This is a genomic window from Clostridium sp., from assembly GCF_036639235.1.
GTDB lineage: Bacteria > Bacillota > Clostridia > Clostridiales > Caloramatoraceae > Clostridium_AB.
Window position 1 is genome coordinate 5,776 of record NZ_JAVWJB010000005.1, and the last position, 15,953, is coordinate 21,728.

17 protein-coding genes are annotated in these 15,953 nt (G+C 31.9%); 6 read left to right on the plus strand and 11 right to left on the minus strand.

Translation table 11 applies throughout. The features are described 5' to 3' along the window. Positions 1-125: 125 nt before the first annotated feature. The 4 genes from RR539_RS02420 to cysK all read right to left on the minus strand — a co-directional run bounded on the left by RR539_RS02420 (position 126) and on the right by cysK (position 3,461). On the minus strand, positions 126-821 hold the full coding sequence (locus RR539_RS02420) for a lysophospholipid acyltransferase family protein (RefSeq protein ID WP_332474462.1): 696 nt from the start codon (positions 819-821) through the stop codon (positions 126-128). Next, positions 822-1,826, minus strand: coding sequence for a tRNA epoxyqueuosine(34) reductase QueG (gene queG / locus RR539_RS02425; protein WP_332474463.1), 1,005 nt, complete (start codon positions 1,824-1,826; stop codon positions 822-824). A gap of 140 nt (positions 1,827-1,966) precedes the next feature. Next, positions 1,967-2,527 carry a serine O-acetyltransferase EpsC gene (gene epsC, locus RR539_RS02430; protein WP_332474464.1) on the minus strand — a complete coding sequence of 187 codons (561 nt, stop codon included), beginning with the start codon at positions 2,525-2,527 and terminating at the stop codon, positions 1,967-1,969. Between the two features lie 22 nt (positions 2,528-2,549). Next, positions 2,550-3,461, minus strand: coding sequence for a cysteine synthase A (gene cysK / locus RR539_RS02435; protein ID WP_332474465.1), 912 nt, complete (start codon positions 3,459-3,461; stop codon positions 2,550-2,552). 438 nt (positions 3,462-3,899) lie between these two features. Here cysK and RR539_RS02440 point away from each other — a divergent pair, with 438 nt between their 5' ends. Further along, entirely contained in the window at positions 3,900-5,837 is a 1,938-nt protein-coding gene (locus tag RR539_RS02440) for a YgiQ family radical SAM protein (RefSeq protein ID WP_442878383.1), read from the plus strand. Between the two features lie 31 nt (positions 5,838-5,868). Further along, positions 5,869-6,495 (plus strand): DedA family protein, encoded by a 627-nt coding sequence (locus RR539_RS02445; protein WP_332473119.1) that lies wholly within the window; start codon positions 5,869-5,871, stop codon positions 6,493-6,495. Between the two features lie 14 nt (positions 6,496-6,509). Here RR539_RS02445 and RR539_RS02450 read toward each other — a convergent pair whose 3' ends face one another. The 3 genes from RR539_RS02450 to RR539_RS02460 are packed head-to-tail and all read right to left on the minus strand — an operon-like array spanning position 6,510 to position 8,778. Continuing rightward, the gene (locus tag RR539_RS02450) at positions 6,510-7,163 is read right to left on the minus strand and encodes a hypothetical protein (RefSeq protein ID WP_332473118.1); all 654 of its coding nucleotides are present in this window, start codon (positions 7,161-7,163) and stop codon (positions 6,510-6,512) included. A 59-nt stretch (positions 7,164-7,222) separates the two neighbouring features. After that, positions 7,223-8,095: a YegS/Rv2252/BmrU family lipid kinase gene (locus tag RR539_RS02455; RefSeq protein ID WP_332473117.1), complete on the minus strand. Its 873-nt coding sequence runs from the start codon at positions 8,093-8,095 to the stop codon at positions 7,223-7,225. Positions 8,096-8,109: 14 nt separating this feature from the next. Next, a complete protein-coding gene (locus tag RR539_RS02460; RefSeq protein WP_332473116.1) occupies positions 8,110-8,778 on the minus strand; it encodes a TVP38/TMEM64 family protein in 669 nt (222 codons plus the stop codon). Between the two features lie 152 nt (positions 8,779-8,930). Here RR539_RS02460 and RR539_RS02465 point away from each other — a divergent pair, with 152 nt between their 5' ends. The 4 genes from RR539_RS02465 (at position 8,931) to cax (ending at position 11,799) form a co-directional block, all read left to right on the plus strand. Next, positions 8,931-9,569, plus strand: coding sequence for a phosphatidylserine decarboxylase family protein (locus tag RR539_RS02465; protein ID WP_332473115.1), 639 nt, complete (start codon positions 8,931-8,933; stop codon positions 9,567-9,569). Beyond that, positions 9,562-10,077 carry a CDP-diacylglycerol--serine O-phosphatidyltransferase gene (gene pssA, locus RR539_RS02470; protein WP_332473114.1) on the plus strand — a complete coding sequence of 172 codons (516 nt, stop codon included), beginning with the start codon at positions 9,562-9,564 and terminating at the stop codon, positions 10,075-10,077. Before RR539_RS02465 ends, pssA begins: the two co-directional genes overlap by 8 nt. 97 nt (positions 10,078-10,174) lie before the next feature. Next, complete coding sequence (locus RR539_RS02475) at positions 10,175-10,714, plus strand: rubrerythrin family protein (protein WP_332473113.1); 540 nt, start codon at positions 10,175-10,177, stop codon at positions 10,712-10,714. Between the two features lie 50 nt (positions 10,715-10,764). After that, positions 10,765-11,799 carry a calcium/proton exchanger gene (gene cax, locus RR539_RS02480; RefSeq protein WP_332473112.1) on the plus strand — a complete coding sequence of 345 codons (1,035 nt, stop codon included), beginning with the start codon at positions 10,765-10,767 and terminating at the stop codon, positions 11,797-11,799. 56 nt (positions 11,800-11,855) lie between these two features. Here the strand turns inward: cax and sdaAA are convergent, their stop codons facing one another. The 4 genes from sdaAA to RR539_RS02500 all read right to left on the minus strand — a co-directional run bounded on the left by sdaAA (position 11,856) and on the right by RR539_RS02500 (position 15,953). Then, positions 11,856-12,728: an L-serine ammonia-lyase, iron-sulfur-dependent, subunit alpha gene (gene sdaAA / locus RR539_RS02485; protein WP_332473122.1), complete on the minus strand. Its 873-nt coding sequence runs from the start codon at positions 12,726-12,728 to the stop codon at positions 11,856-11,858. Positions 12,729-12,741: 13 nt separating this feature from the next. After that, entirely contained in the window at positions 12,742-13,407 is a 666-nt protein-coding gene (gene sdaAB, locus RR539_RS02490) for an L-serine ammonia-lyase, iron-sulfur-dependent subunit beta (RefSeq protein WP_332473111.1), read from the minus strand. A 311-nt stretch (positions 13,408-13,718) separates the two neighbouring features. Then, on the minus strand, positions 13,719-14,570 hold the full coding sequence (locus tag RR539_RS02495; protein WP_332473110.1) for a YitT family protein: 852 nt from the start codon (positions 14,568-14,570) through the stop codon (positions 13,719-13,721). Positions 14,571-14,594: 24 nt separating this feature from the next. After that, positions 14,595-15,953: a TldD/PmbA family protein gene (locus RR539_RS02500; protein ID WP_332473109.1), complete on the minus strand. Its 1,359-nt coding sequence runs from the start codon at positions 15,951-15,953 to the stop codon at positions 14,595-14,597.

Sequence of the window (15,953 nt, forward strand, 5' to 3'; positions counted from 1 at the left end):
TCCATAAATTCTCCTTTTTAACATATTAAATTGCAATCTTACCTATTTTTCTCCCCTGTACAACCTATGATACACCACTAAAATCCCTAAAACAATTACAATAATATTACGATTTTATAAATTAATTATTTATATACTCCCTTATACTCATCAGGTAATAATACTGAAATTGATTTCATTATAGTATCAAGACAAGTATTAGAATATTCTTCCTTATCTTCACCCTTATTAAACTTAGGTAAAGTAAATGGCTCACCTATTGAAATGTTAACATCTGCATGGTGGAAGCCTTCTTCTCCCATATCCTCGTCGTTAATAGGCATGAATTTTTCACTTCCCCATATTCCTATTGGAACTATCGGAACATTAGCCTTTCTAGCTATAAGTACGATTCCCTTTTTGCCCTCTATCATAGCAGCATCCCTCGAACGAGTTCCCTCAGGGAATATTAATATATTTTTATTTTCCTTAATTGCTTGTATACATTTTTTTAGAGCCTCAACATCTGCACTTCCAGCTTTTATCGGAATAATATTAACTACCTCAAGACCTATTTTACTGATTGTTGTTGAGTTAAGCTTAACCCCTGCAACAAAGTATGGATTATGCTTTTTCAGTATTTTATTAAGAATAAGACCATCAGCATTACTTAAGTGATTTGATATAAATATTACTGGTCCTTCAATCTTATCTAATCTCTCTTCATTATGAATCTTAATGTTTGCATATTTTTTAAGATAAAAGTTAACTACACCTTTAATACTAGGTTTTAGTATGAACGATGGTGTTTTTGAAAGTATTTTAGCTATTCCTTTAATCATTTAAAATTCCCCCTTATACTGCTTAATTTTGTCTAAAGCATTTCTTGCATAAACTCCTAATTTATCATCTTCTAGCTTTGATTCTAACAATGGAATATATTTTCTTTCTTTTAAATTCCCTAATGCTATTATAACATTTCTTTGAATAATAAACTTCCCTCTCCATCCAAGTGAATGCCTAGTATATTTTTCCTTAAACTCCTTATTTGATATTGAAAGAATTTCATTATAATCTATATTAACTAAATATTCCATAGGTTCAAATTCTGGTGTATTACTTAACTCTATATTTTTATTATAGGGACATACATCTTGACATGTATCACATCCAAAAATACGCTTAGATAAAGAATTTTCATCACCATCATCTAGAACCTTCTTTTGAGTAATATACGACAGGCATTTTTTGCCATCCAGTCCCTTTTCGCCTATTGCATTAACAGGGCACGCATCTATACAACGTCTACAATCTCCACATTTATTATCTTGGATTTCATCACTTTCCAAATAGATATTTGTTAATATCTCCCCAAGAAAAACAAAGGATCCATGATTTCTTGTAATAATATTCGTATTCTTTCCTTGAAATCCAATTCCACACTTAATAGCAATTTCCTTGTCATGTAATTTAGATGTATCACAAAATTGTAAACATTCACCATCAAACTCTTCCTTAATATAATCAGATATTAATTTTAACTTCTCATTTATTATTCTATGATAATCAATACCCAATGTATACTTAGAGAAATATGGCTTTATAGTTGATACTTCATTAACCTTATATCCTATTCCTATTGATATAAAAGTTCTTGGACGTTCCATTAAAGAGTCTATATTTACTCTTTCAAGTTCATTACTCTCCTCAAAGGATGAAAGTCTATTCTCTTCCCTACTTCTTCTTAGATTATTAACAAAATCACTTGAAAAATGTGTATCTGAAAAACCAATATAATCTACACCTATACTCTTTGCGAATTTTATTATACTACTTTTTGCGTTCAATTTAATCACCTAATTTATTAACTCTATTTATTTTCCTATTAGAATCATAATACATTATTGTAATCTTTACAAACGAATAAAATACAAGGACATAGCCCTTGTATTTTATATAAATATTATTAAACTCTATTACTCATATTCTATGCGTTTTTTGAATCATCTTCATATATAAATGTAACTTTTTCCTGTGCCTTATTAACTACCTTACCTGGTATTCCAACCACTGTTGAATTTTCAGGCACTTCCTTAAGAACAACAGAATTTGCTCCTATTTTAGAATTAGATCCTATTTTAATTGGTCCTAAAATTTTTGAGCCTGCTCCTATTAGAACATTATCTCCAATTGTTGGATGTCTTTTCCCTGTATCTTTTCCAGTTCCCCCAAGTGTTACACCATGATAAATTGTTACATTATCTCCAACCTCTGCTGTTTCTCCAATAACAATTCCCATACCATGATCTATAAATAGTCCCTTACCAATTGTCGCTCCTGGATGTATTTCTATTCCTGTAAAGTTTCTTACAATCTGTGATATTACTCTTGCAAGTACAAACCACTTTCTTTTGTATAGCTTATTGGTCATTCTGTAAAATAATACAGCATGTAGACCTGGATAGCAAAGTACAACCTCTAACATATTTTTGGCAGCGGGATCTTTTTCTAGAACGTTAATTGCTTCTTCCTTAAATGTTTTAAACATAGTTTATCCCTCCCCAATCATTTTATATTTCGTATAATTCTGTTGATAGATATCTCTCTCCAGTATCCGGTGCCATAACAACTATCGTTTTTCCACTTCCAAGTTCCTTAGCTTTCTCAAATGCTACAAATAGAGCTGCACCCGAAGAAATACCAACCAGAATTCCATAATCCTTTGCAACTTTTCTTGCTGCTTCATATGCACTTTCAGTTTTTATAGTTGCTATTTCATCTATTATATTCATATCAAGTATCTTTGGTACGAATCCAGCTCCAATTCCTTGGATTTTATGTGGTCCTGGATTACCACCTGAAAGTACTCTTGAATCATATGGTTCTACTGCTATTACCTTTAAATTTTTAACACTTTCTTTTAAGGCAGTTGAAACACCTGTAATTGTTCCTCCTGTTCCAACTCCAGCAATAAACATATCTATTTTACCATCTGTATCCTTTAAGATTTCCTTAGCAGTTGTGTTAACATGTGCCTTGGGATTATCAGGATTCTCAAATTGTTGTGGCATAAAGTATCCTTCTTCTTTTGAAAGCTTTTGTGCCATTTCAATAGCACCCTTCATTCCCTTTGACCCTTCTGTTAATACTATTTCAGCTCCATATGCCTTCATAAGCTTACGTCTTTCAATACTCATAGTCTCAGGCATTGTAAATACAACGTCATATCCTTTTGCTGCTCCTATCATAGCAAGACCAATCCCTGTATTTCCACTTGTTGGCTCTACTATTTTTTGGCCCTTTTTAAGATCTCCTCTTTTTTCAGCTTCTTCAATCATTGTAAGTGCTATTCTATCCTTAACACTTCCTCCTGGATTAAAGTATTCAAGCTTTACAAGTATATCTGCTGCATTATCTTCAATGCTTTGTAATCTTATCATTGGAGTATTTCCTATTAATTCATAAATGTTGTTAAATATCATTTTGTTGTCCTCCTTAATTTTCCTAATATAAATAAAAAACCCCTACCTCTGATTTCTCAGAGGCAGGGGTTATATCCTACGGTTCCACTCTGTTTATATTGCCTATAAATAGGTAATATACCTTAGTATAGCACTATCATGCTAACTCCCTATAACGTGGGAAATCCGTAACCACCTACTTAATTCAGCTTAACACTCCTAGGGGCACTTCAATTAACTCGCTGTAAAGGTCCTTCCAGCCTCGGAACCTCTCTCTGTGTACTAAAATTAATTTACTTTCCCTGTTCACCGTGTTTAATTCTTATTAAATTACTCAACTTTAATTGTATTCTAATACTAATTGGCAAAAAAAGCAATACTATTTTTAATTTTTTTTATGATATAATATGCAAGAGATTATAAAAGTGTGTTTTCCGATTATTTAGCAATAAGGAGTTGATGTACATGGCACAATTTTTGCCTATTTCAACAGATGATATGAACCAAAGAGGGATTGAACAATTAGACTTTGTATATGTATCAGGAGATGCATATGTTGACCACCCTTCCTTTGGACACGCAATAATTACAAGACTTATTGAAAGTCTTGGTTTTACAGTAGGAGTTATAGCCCAGCCTAATTGGAAAACAAAAAACGATTTTATGAAACTTGGGAAACCTAAACTTGGTTTTTTAGTTTCATCAGGAAATATTGACTCTATGGTTAATCACTATACAAGTTCTAAAAAACGTCGTAGTGATGATTTATACTCACCTGGTGGTAAATCAGGATATAGACCAGATAGAGCGGTAATTGTTTATTGTAATAGAATTAGAGAAGCATATGGAAATGTGCCAATTATAATTGGTGGTATAGAAGCAAGTCTTAGAAGATTTGCCCATTATGATTACTGGGATGATAAGGTACGTAATTCTATACTAATAGATAGTAGTGCTGATTTACTTATTTATGGTATGGGAGAAAGACCCTTTATAGAAATAGCTAACCTTATTAATTATGGAATGGATATTAGAGATATTAAGCATATACGTGGTACTTGCCATATTGAAGAAGATCCAGGTAGCATTGAAAACTCTATTATCTTACCTACTATGGAAGAGGTTTCTTCAAGTAAGAAATTCTATGCAAATGCTTTTAAGCACCAACATGAAGAGCAGGACGCTATAACAGGCAAGGCTCTTTTACAAAAACACGGCAAAAAATATGTTCTTCAAAATCCACCTTCCTATCCCCTGGATACTGAAGATATGGATAAGGTTTATGCACTACCTTATACAAGAACATATCACCCTATATATGAAGCCTATGGAGGAATACCTGCTCTAAACGAAATTGAGTTTAGCATAACTTCACATAGGGGATGTTTTGGTGGATGCTCATTCTGCGCCCTTACATTCCATCAAGGAAGAGTAATCCAAAGCAGAAGTCACGAATCAATTGTTGACGAAGCTAAGACTCTAACTACCCTTAAAAACTTTAAGGGGTATATACACGATGTTGGTGGCCCAACTGCAAACTTTAGAAAACCATCATGTAAAAAGCAACTTAAACATGGTGTATGTAAAAAGAAGCAATGTCTTCATCCATCACCTTGTAAAAACCTAGATGTAGATCATAGTGACTATCTTTCACTACTAAAAAAAGTTAGAAGTCTACCTAAGATAAAGAAAGTATTTGTACGTTCAGGTATAAGATATGATTATTTAATGTGTGATACTGATCCAAGCTTTTTCAACGAATTAGTTAAGCATCATATAAGTGGACAGCTAAAGGTTGCTCCTGAACATGTTTCTGATAAAGTTCTTAAACATATGGGAAAACCTCAAAGAAAAGTATATAATAAGTTTACCGAGAATTATTTTAAAATAAATGAAAAACTTGGAACTAAACAATTTTTAGTACCATACCTTATGTCTTCTCATCCTGGAAGCGATTTAACCTGTGCAGTAGAACTAGCTCAGTTCATAAAATCTATGGGCTATAACCCAGAACAGGTACAGGATTTCTATCCAACACCTGGTAGTTTATCAACTACTATGTACTATACAGGGATAGACCCACTTACAGGTGAAAAGGTCTATGTACCTAAAACAACTGATGAGAAGGCTATGCAAAGGGCTCTACTTCAATTTAGAGATCCTAAAAATAAAAAATTAGTAGAAAAGGCTTTAAAAATAGTTAAAAGAGAAGACTTATTAACAGGTAGTAACGGACTTTTACCTGTATACAAGTCAAACTCAAACTTAAAGAAAAAAGAAAATGTTTCTTCACATAGGGATGGCAAAAAAAGTGGGACATCATATAATAAACCTAAGAACAAAAATCAAAGCAAGCAATCAAAGGTAACACCTAAAAACAAAAAACACAAACGATAATTTTCAATAGTATTATTGGAGAGGTGATTTAATGGAACAGGCTATATTTAACTATGCAGAGTATTTTGCAACCCATAACTCATTACTATCCTATGTGTTCTTTTTTATTAATGCTGTTATTCAAACACTTTTTCCACCATATCCAGGAGACACTATAATTGTTTTTCAAGGATACCTTGGAAGTTTAAGCGTTTTTAATAATTTTATTATTGTATTTTCTACTTTACTTGGTACAACATTAAGTGGTGTGTTTTTATTCTTACTTATTTACAAATACGGAGATAAAATAATAAGCCATAAGTTTTTTACTAAGTTTTTCAATATTAGTAAAGTACAAGGATTAAAAGCAGTATTTGAAAAGTATGGACCATGGCTAATAGTTTTTAATAGGTTTGTTCCTGCACTTGGTATTGTTACTGTTATTGCTGCTGGTCTATTTAAGGTTAATAAGGTTAAAGCTGTTATTTCTATAGCACTTGCTGGAATAGTTCATAACATGCTACTTCTAACCCTTGGGTATACAGTTGGATATAATTTACCACTTATTAAGGAAATACTATTTAAGTTTAATAAGTTCTTTATTATCCTTGCAGCACTTATCGGAATTGTTGGATTTATCGTATACAAACAAAAACAAAAGAAAATAGATGAAAATTAAAAGAAGTAGCATAGCTACTTCTTTTTTCTGTGTATATTTATAATTATTACAATCAATATAATACCTAGAATTAATAGGTCAGAAATAACACTAAAGTCATAAACCGCTCTACCTAGTATTTCAAGTATTCTATCTGCTATAACAGCTATATACCCTAATATAATAAATACAAAGGATATTCTCTTAACTGCTACTTTTGAATCAATTAGACATTTTAAAGCCTTTACTATAATTAGTACTGAGGCTACACCAATAAATAATGATTCAAAATAAAGCCACTTTGTGCTTTTTAAAACAATATACCCACACTCACATCCTGATATTCCTATAGCACAATTGTATATTAAATACCCTGATACCATAGTAACTATACTCATAAATATGTAGTCTATTATTTTAAATGGTGACTTTTCTATATATGATATTATCATATATCCAATTACAAATAAAAACATTGTAGATGTTAATGGTAGGTACTTAATATTAAACAAGTAGTTAGCAGACCCTACACTATAAAACACAAGTAATGATATGTATTTTAAGGATGCTAAAACTAAGAACCCCTTAAATAGCAATTCCATTATCCTTGGCAAAAATCTTTGCCTTGTAAAAAGTAGGATTAATGATAATGCTAAACATGCTACCGAAATAACAATATAACTGTCCATATCCCTCTCCTAAAATAATTATATGATACAGTATATTATTAATACTCTAAGTTAATTCTTTATGGTGCAAATACTTTTATTTTTTTGTGTAAAACAGATACATTAAGTGGGAAGTTAGGGCCTATTTCTCCATCAACATCTGCTTCTAAATCCTCAGTACACTCAATTAAAAACTTGCTACCCTCTAGATAAAGTATGCTATTTGAATTAGTATGCTCTCCCCTTAAAATCTGTATAAACACGTTAAAAAACTCAACAATATTACATGCTTTAAGTGCTATCAAATTGAGCTTACCATCATTTTCCAAAGCACCTGGTGCTAGTTTAAAGCCCCCTGCCGTTGAACCATTTAATATAACAAAGAAATATATCTTCTCTTCATATAAATCTCCATCACAGCAAATTTTAACTGGGATTGGTCTAAAATTAGGAAGCTGTTCAATACCCTTTATATAATAAGCAAGTTTACCTAATGTGTTTTTCATGTGAATATCTATTTTCTGTGAAACATCAGTTAAAAGCCCCGCTGCTGCAACATTAATAAAATATTTATCATTTATAACACCAAGGTCTACTTCTTTTACCTTCCCTCTTGCAATTACACTTGCACAGTACTGATAATTTTTATTAAGGCCTAAATGATGTGAAAAATCATTCGCTGTTCCCGCTGGTATAACACCTAGTGGAATATCTAAATTATTTCTAACCATGGCGTTAATAGTATGACTTATAGTCCCATCTCCACCTGATACTACAATAGAATCATAGTCCTTTGATCTTGAAATTTCTTCATAAATTCCAGAAATAGAATCAGTTCTATATAAGGTTACCCTATGACCTCCTGTTTGAAGTATATTTATAATAGAATCTAAGTTATTTTTGAAGGTCTTATCCCCTGAAAATGGATTATATATTAATTTAGTATTTCTCATAAAATCCTCCATAGTTAATTTTTACTATTACAAATAAATTTTTTAAGGTACTTCCATGCTATGAAAATCACTATCCCTACACATACTATTACTACAAGAACACTAAAAGGTATATTTTTTAGACTTTCTCCTAAATAGTTAAAGGCTATAGTCTCTGGAATAACTCCAAGCATTGTAGCTACTATATATGGTCTAAATTTCATCTTGCTCATTCCTGCCATATAACTTAATGGGTCAAATGGGAATACTACTGTAACTCTCATTATAAACAAATACCTAAAACCATTTTCATCTAAGCTTTTATCAATTTTTTTAAGCTTATTACCAAACATATTATATAAGAAATCCCTACCTAGTATCCTACCTAAATAGAATGCACTAATAGATGATATGAATATACCTATTAAAGAATACACTGTACCTAAAAATGGACCATATATTACTCCTGATACTACTGCAAAAATCCAAGCAGGAATTATCATAAAAAATGGTCTAATTAGGTTTAAAAACATATAAATTATTACTGAAGTATCTTTATGTTCTTTAAGTATATTTTCAACACCATGTATACTAAATGTATCTATACTTATACCACTTATCTTGAATAGGTACCACATAATAATACCTACTACAGAACCAATTAAAATGGTATATATATTTTTATAAATTAGCTTTTTATTCAAACCTTACCACCTTTATTATTATTGCCAAAAAGTTATAACCTAACTATTATATCACTATTAAATACTATTATGAAGTATTCCCCGTCCTTGTAAAAGCATTTATTATTGTATATAATATCATGTATGTATAAAAAAATTGGAGGAGTATGTTTATGACAAAATTCTCAATCAGAAAGGAAAGTATTCCATATGTAGCAATACTTGCTGTTATTGGAATAGCATTATACTTCCTAGAACCATTTCTTACTTTAATACCTGTAGCCTTAATACTATTTGTTCTATTTTTTTTCAGGGATCCTTACAGAGAAATAGACCTAAGCGAAAGCACTTTCGTTTCACCAGCAGATGGAACGGTTATGGATGTTACTGAAATTACCGAAGATGACTTTATAAAAGGCAAGGCTAAAAAAGTTACAATCTTCCTTTCAGTTTTTAATGTTCATATTAACAGAAGTCCAATTAGTGGTGAGGTTACATATTCATCCTATAGACCAGGTAAATATTTACCAGCTTTTAAGCCACATGCCTGTGACGAAAACGAGCGTAATACTATTGGAATTGAAAATAACGTTACTAAAGCTATGGTTCATCAGATTACTGGACTTATAGCTAGAAGAATTGTATGCTATAATAAAGAAGGCGACAAACTTAATCAAGGTGACAAATTTGGACTTATTAAATTTGGCTCATGCACAGAACTCGTTGTCCCAGAAAACGTTGACATTAAAGTCAAAAAGGGTGATGTTGTTCGTGGGGGCATAACAATTCTAGGAGTGATTAACAATGAATAAAAGTTACATACCTAATGCTTTTACATTTGGTAATCTAGCATTTGGAGTACTTTCAATTATTTTAACTATGAAGGGCTATCATGGATATGCAGCCTTTGCAATAATTGGTGCTGCTATACTAGATAGATATGATGGTAGAGTTGCTAGATATTTCAACGCTTCAAGTAAGCTTGGAACTGAGCTAGACTCTTTAGCGGATCTTGTTTCATTCGGTGTTGCACCATCAATACTTGGATGGGCTCTATACCTATATGATTTCGGAATTATTGGTTATATATTAGTTTGTTTATTCCCTATTTGTGGAGCTTATAGACTTGCAAGATATAATGTTAGTGCAAATGAATTTAATAATGTGTTTATGGGTGTACCTATAACCATTGCTGGTTTCATAATGGCACTTGACTCTATTGTATATGTGTACTTCTACCCACATGGGATTATATCAGCAATACTTCTTGGAGTATTTGCTTACCTTATGGTTAGTAAGGTTCAAATTAAAAAATGTTAACACTAAACGTCTTACATTATGTAAGGCGTTTTTGTTTTTGTGTCATAATTTATCAAATCCTCATATTATATAATGTAATTCTAAAATGGAGGATAAAATGGACCTTAAAGGAACTAAAACCGAACAAAATCTTTATAAAACCTTTGCAGGTGAATCGAGGGCTAGAAACAAATATACTTTCTTCTGTGAAAAAGCAAGACGTCAAGGCTACCAATATATTGCCTCTGTATTTGCTGAAACAGCACAAAATGAACTTGCCCATTCAAGAAGAGTATTTAATGATTTCTTAAACCTTAATAAGTCTACTGAGGAAAATCTTTTAGATGCTGCAATGGGTGAGGCCTTTGAAACTGAAAAGCTTTATAAAGAGTTTGAAGAAACAGCCCGTACTGAGGGTTACCCTGATATAGCTGATTTTTATAAGGAACTTCGTGAAGTAGAAGAAGCACATAAGGATAGATTTATGGATATTCTTAAAAAGCTTAAAGAAGGTAAAGCATTTAGACGAGATATACCAGTTAAATGGTGTTGTATGAACTGCGGATACGAACACGATGGAAAAGAAGCTCCATCCCCTTGCCCTCTATGCAAATTCCCACAGGGTTATTTTAAGGTTTGCTGTGAAGATTATAAATAACTATAGTCTATTTATAAATTGGCCTTGTGCCTAACATAGGCGGTGTTATTATGAAGTCAAAATATTTATTAGTATTTATTCCTATAAGCATTACCTTATATAGCTATAACCTATATATACCATGTTTCTTAGCTACTTTTTTAAGTATTATACCACTAGCTATTATACTTTGTGATTATACCGAAAAGGTTGCATCGAGTCTTGGAACAAAAATTGGTGGATTTTTAAGCGCTTCAACAGGCAATTTACCTGAGCTACTTATTTGTTTGTTCGCAATAAATTCAGGTATGTTTGATCTTGTCAAAGCTGGTATAATAGGGTCTATTATAGGAAATATGCTTCTTGTTCAAGGAATAAGTATTTTTGCAGGTGGAGTTAAGTATAAAGAACAACGCTTTAATAAAAATATAGCAAGAACAAACTTTGTTCTTCTATCACTCTCTATAATAGGTATATTAGTAGCCTCTCTTTGTAGTGTTGCTTTAAATGTTTCAGATAAAATTAATTCTTTAAGTGTTTATATATCGATAATATTAATAATTTTATACTTTATGGGGCTATTTTTCTCACTTGGAACCCATAAGTCACTATTTACTGAAGAAGTAGCTACAAGTGAAGTAGAAACACCTGTTAATACTAAAAAATGCTTACTTGTATTTTTAGCTATTGCTATTGTTATGGTGTTTCAGAGTAATATACTTGTTAATACTCTCGAGTATATATCAGAAAGCTTTAATATCTCACAAAACTTCTTAGGTATTATTGTAGTGCCTTTAGTAGGTAATATCGGAGAATATGCAACGGCAATATCTATGGCACTTAGAAATAAAATAAATCTATGTATAGAAATATCTATAGGTTCTAGTATGCAAATAGCACTTTTATGCGCACCTATTCTTGTTATTGCAAGTATGATTATGGGTACCCCTTTAAGCCTTGTATTTTCAACCTACCATATACTCTGTCTTTTAATTGCACTACTTTTAGCATACTTAGTATTCCAGGATGGGAAAACTTACTGGATAGAAGGTTCTATAATGATTTCTGCATATCTTATTTTAGCTATAGGTTATTACTTTATGTAAAAAAAGGAGTAGTTCATTATAAATGAACTACTCCTTTTTAAATGATAAGTAATTTATTATTCACCATAAATTTCTTTTCTAAGTCTTATTCCTGTTGGAGTTGCTGCCATTCCACCTAGAGCTGTTTCCCTAAGTGTATGTGGAAGTGCCTTACCAACCTTATACATTGCCTCTACTACCTCATCAAAAGGTACAACGCTTCTAACACCTGCTAGTGCTAAATCACATGAAGATAGTGCATTAAGCACTCCTGATGAGTTTCTAAGTGAACATGGAGCCTCTACAAGCCCTGCAATAGGGTCGCAAACAAGCCCCAGTACATTTTGTATAGCAATAGCTGCTGCATGTAGACTCATATCAGGAGTTCCTCCTGCCATTTCTACCATAGCTGCTGCTGACATAGCAGCTGCTGAACCGCACTCTGCTTGACATCCACCCTCTGCACCTGCAACAGTTGCATTTCTAACTATTATTTGACCAATTCCTGAAGCTGTTAGTAAAGCCTTTATCATATCCTCTTCTGAAGAACCTAAAACCTCTGCTGCTGTAATAACAGCTGAAGGTAAAATTCCACATGAACCTGCTGTAGGTGCAGCTACAATTTTACCCATTGCAGCGTTAACCTCAGAACATGAAAGTGCTCTTGCCATAGCTTTACTTACTGTATCACCTAAAATAGTCTTACCTGAGCTATATTCATATGCTCTTTTTGCATCTCCACCTATAATTCCACTAACTGATTTCACTTCTTCAGTTAGTCCTCTATTCGCTGACTCTACCATAATATCTAGATTCATCTTCATTTTCTCAAGAATATCGTCCTTTGATAATGAATGAATCTTCATTTCGTAATCAAGAACTAAGTCTGATATTTTACATCCTTTTTCGTTAACCATATCTAATAATTCTTTACCAGTTGTATACATAATCTATTCACCTCCGTTATTTGTTAATGTTAATTACTTTTACGTACATTATATCTGGAAGAGTTTTTATACTCTCTATTACATTCTCAGGTATTTCTGTATCAGTTTCTAATATTACAAAAGCATCCTTACCATTTCTACCCATTTTCATTGTAGCTATTCCAATATTATTTTCTACCATTATTGTTGATATTCTAGATACAAGTCCTACAATATCCTTTTGTCTTATAATAACTGTTGGATTAAGTCCAGTAAATTCAACCTGCTCTCCATCAATATCTGTAACAACAATACTTCCACCACCAATTGATGAACCTGTTATTTCAGAAATTCCCCCATCATTCATATAAAATACCATTCTAACAGTATTAGGGTGTTCCTCCCCTAGATCTGTTTTAATAAATTTTACGTCGATTCCATGTCCCTCTGCAATTTCTAGTGCAGATCTTAATCTCTCGTCATGTGTGTCCATTCCAAGTATTCCCGCAACTAAAGCCCTATCAGTTCCATGCCCCTTATATGTTTCTGCAAATGAACCATGTAAATAAAACTCAACTCTTTTAAAGTTGCTTCCAACAATACCTCTTGCTATTTTTCCAAGTCTAGCTGCCCCTGCCGTATGTGAGCTAGATGGACCTATCATAACCGGTCCTAATACATCAAAAACACTATAGTTTTTCATTTTAGCCTCCTATTATTCCCCTTATAATCTTAAGTTTAATTTATTTTACCATTATATTTTTCTATTCTCAATAATTTATATTAAATAGATATAATATTTTGTGTCCTTTTCCATACAGTTTGCATATTATATATCATATTAATAAATATAATAAGTAATTATAAATTATTATTATGGCAAAAGTATAGCATAATGTTTTTTATTATGTATACTATTTAAGATTATATTTATTAATTAATATATTCAATTGACAAGCTCTAAACAATCATAGAGGCTACTACTTAAAATGTTTAAGTAGTAGCCTCATTATTTTATATTGATTGCTTTTTAAATCCACTTCCCTGAACTTCCGATGCATCTATAATAGTTATAAATGCTAATTCATCAATACTTTCTGTAATTCTTTTAACTCTAATTAGCTGCTTTAAAGGTACAATGCAGTATAGCACTCTTTTTCTATCCCCAGTATAAGCACCCTCTCCATAAAGATAAGTAACTCCTCTACCAAGGTTTTTCATAATTGCAGCTGATACTTCCTCTTCCTTTTCTGTAACAATAAATAAAAGCTTCTTTCTATCAAGACCTTCAATAACTCTATCCATTAGAAGAGTTGTTATGTACATTGACATTAAAGTATATAGAATAATATCCACATTACTTATAAATGCTCCAAATCCAACTATTATAATATTCATAATAAAGGAAAGTGTTGAAACATTAATGCCTGTTTTTCTTTTAAAGGCAACTGCTATAATATCAATACCTCCAAGTGACCCTCCATTTTTCAGAATAAGGCCAAGTCCTACACCTGCAAATGCACCTCCATATACACATGAAAGTAGAATATTATCTGTATGTATATATCTTGATACACCCTGTGTTAATAAAAGGAAAATTGAGTTTGATATAGTTCCAAGCAAACTGTAAACTATAAATTCCTTATCTATTTCCTTCATACCAAAAATGAATATAGGAATATTAATTACTAGGATTAATATCCCTGTTGGAATATTTGCCATATACTCAATTATAATCGCTATACCAGTTACTCCCCCACTTATAAGCTTGTGCGGGATTATAAATGAGTTAATAGCTAATGCTGAAATTAAACTTCCAACAAGTATCATAAGTATTCTAGTTATTTTTTCTTTACGGTTTTCCATGTATATCCCCCCTTATTTTGGTGGTTATTTTCCAGATATGTTCATCTCTTTTATAAGTATACTACTACTTCCAACTCCACCTGCTGATGTTGGAACACTTAACTTAAAGTCATTTGCAACTTCAACTACATCCCTAAGGAGACTATAGAAGTTACCTGAAATTGTCATCTGTTCTACTGGCCCTACTACCTTACCATTCTCTATATACATTCCAAGTGCAGCTAGTGAAAAATCACCTGATACTGAATTAGCACCTGAATGAAGTCCTTGTAGTTCTGTTATCATAATAGCACTGTCAAGCTCACTGATAATATCTTCAAGATTTCTTTCTCCACTTTGTATGTATAAATTAGTTGGTGATATATCTACTGGAGCCTTATATGATGACTTAAATCCATTACCAGTAGACTCTACCCCATCTTTCTTAGATGTTTTTAGGTTATGTAAATAAGTTTTTAGTATACCCTTTTCAATTAAGCATTTTTCTTTTGTAGCAACACCTTCATCATCAAATGTAGTTTTTGATGCACTACACTCTAAAAATGGGTTATCTATTATAGTTATTTTATCACATGCAATTTTTGTGTTAAGTTTATCCTTTAAAAGTGATAGTCCCTTTTGAACTGACTCTGCAGAAAATACCCCTGCAAAAGTACTTAATAGCTCTGCTGCTGCATCATATCTAAGAATAATTTTATACTTACCTGTTTTTGGCGTAACCGCACCTATCTTAATTGTAGCCTCTTCTACCGCTTCTTTAGCAATAGCATCAAAATCTAAACTACCATATGATTCTACCATATTAAAGCTACTTCCACTTTTCTTAGACTCTCCATCACTAGCAACTACACTTATATATGCCATACATACTCCTGACTCTTCTGATAAATCAAGGCCCTTTGTATTAATTATTCTACGTGTCCCTTTAGCTGTTTGGAGCATACAGTGCTGAACAGTTTCAATTCTATTATCAATTTCACTACCTTTTTTCTCAAGTAAAATAGCATCCTGTATTTTTTTAGCAGAATCTACTTCTGAATAGTTGTTAGAAAACTCACTATGGTAATTATCGCTTCCCTCAAATATATGATCCTCTCCTATTATTTCAACCTCATTTGAGTTCTTAACTGCAAGATTTAGTAAATAGTCAATATCATCTTCATTAAATCTTTCAGTAAATGAGTAGGTCATCTTACCATTAATAATCCCTCTAAAAGAAAGTCCCATAGAAGAATTAACATTATACGAATCTATTTCACTTTTATATACTTTAATATCGAAGCTATCACTACCAGTATAATAAACTTCCATATCTTCAAACCCTAATTTCTTACCTTTTTCAAATAGGATTTCGGTAAATGTTCTAATATCTATGCTTCCCAT

Coding starts and splice junctions, on each gene's coding strand:
- RR539_RS02420 (WP_332474462.1), bottom strand. CDS start 821: ATGATTAAAGGAATAGCTAAAATACTTTCAAAAACACCATCGTTCATA.
- epsC (WP_332474464.1), bottom strand. CDS start 2,527: ATGTTTAAAACATTTAAGGAAGAAGCAATTAACGTTCTAGAAAAAGAT.
- cysK (WP_332474465.1), bottom strand. CDS start 3,461: ATGATATTTAACAACATTTATGAATTAATAGGAAATACTCCAATGATA.
- RR539_RS02440 (WP_442878383.1), top strand. CDS start 3,900: ATGTACATGGCACAATTTTTGCCTATTTCAACAGATGATATGAACCAA.
- RR539_RS02445 (WP_332473119.1), top strand. CDS start 5,869: ATGGAACAGGCTATATTTAACTATGCAGAGTATTTTGCAACCCATAAC.
- RR539_RS02450 (WP_332473118.1), bottom strand. CDS start 7,163: ATGGACAGTTATATTGTTATTTCGGTAGCATGTTTAGCATTATCATTA.
- RR539_RS02455 (WP_332473117.1), bottom strand. CDS start 8,095: ATGAGAAATACTAAATTAATATATAATCCATTTTCAGGGGATAAGACC.
- RR539_RS02465 (WP_332473115.1), top strand. CDS start 8,931: ATGACAAAATTCTCAATCAGAAAGGAAAGTATTCCATATGTAGCAATA.
- pssA (WP_332473114.1), top strand. CDS start 9,562: ATGAATAAAAGTTACATACCTAATGCTTTTACATTTGGTAATCTAGCA.
- RR539_RS02475 (WP_332473113.1), top strand. CDS start 10,175: ATGGACCTTAAAGGAACTAAAACCGAACAAAATCTTTATAAAACCTTT.
- cax (WP_332473112.1), top strand. CDS start 10,765: ATGAAGTCAAAATATTTATTAGTATTTATTCCTATAAGCATTACCTTA.
- sdaAB (WP_332473111.1), bottom strand. CDS start 13,407: ATGAAAAACTATAGTGTTTTTGATGTATTAGGACCGGTTATGATAGGT.
- RR539_RS02495 (WP_332473110.1), bottom strand. CDS start 14,570: ATGGAAAACCGTAAAGAAAAAATAACTAGAATACTTATGATACTTGTT.
- RR539_RS02500 (WP_332473109.1), bottom strand. CDS start 15,953: ATGGGAAGCATAGATATTAGAACATTTACCGAAATCCTATTTGAAAAA.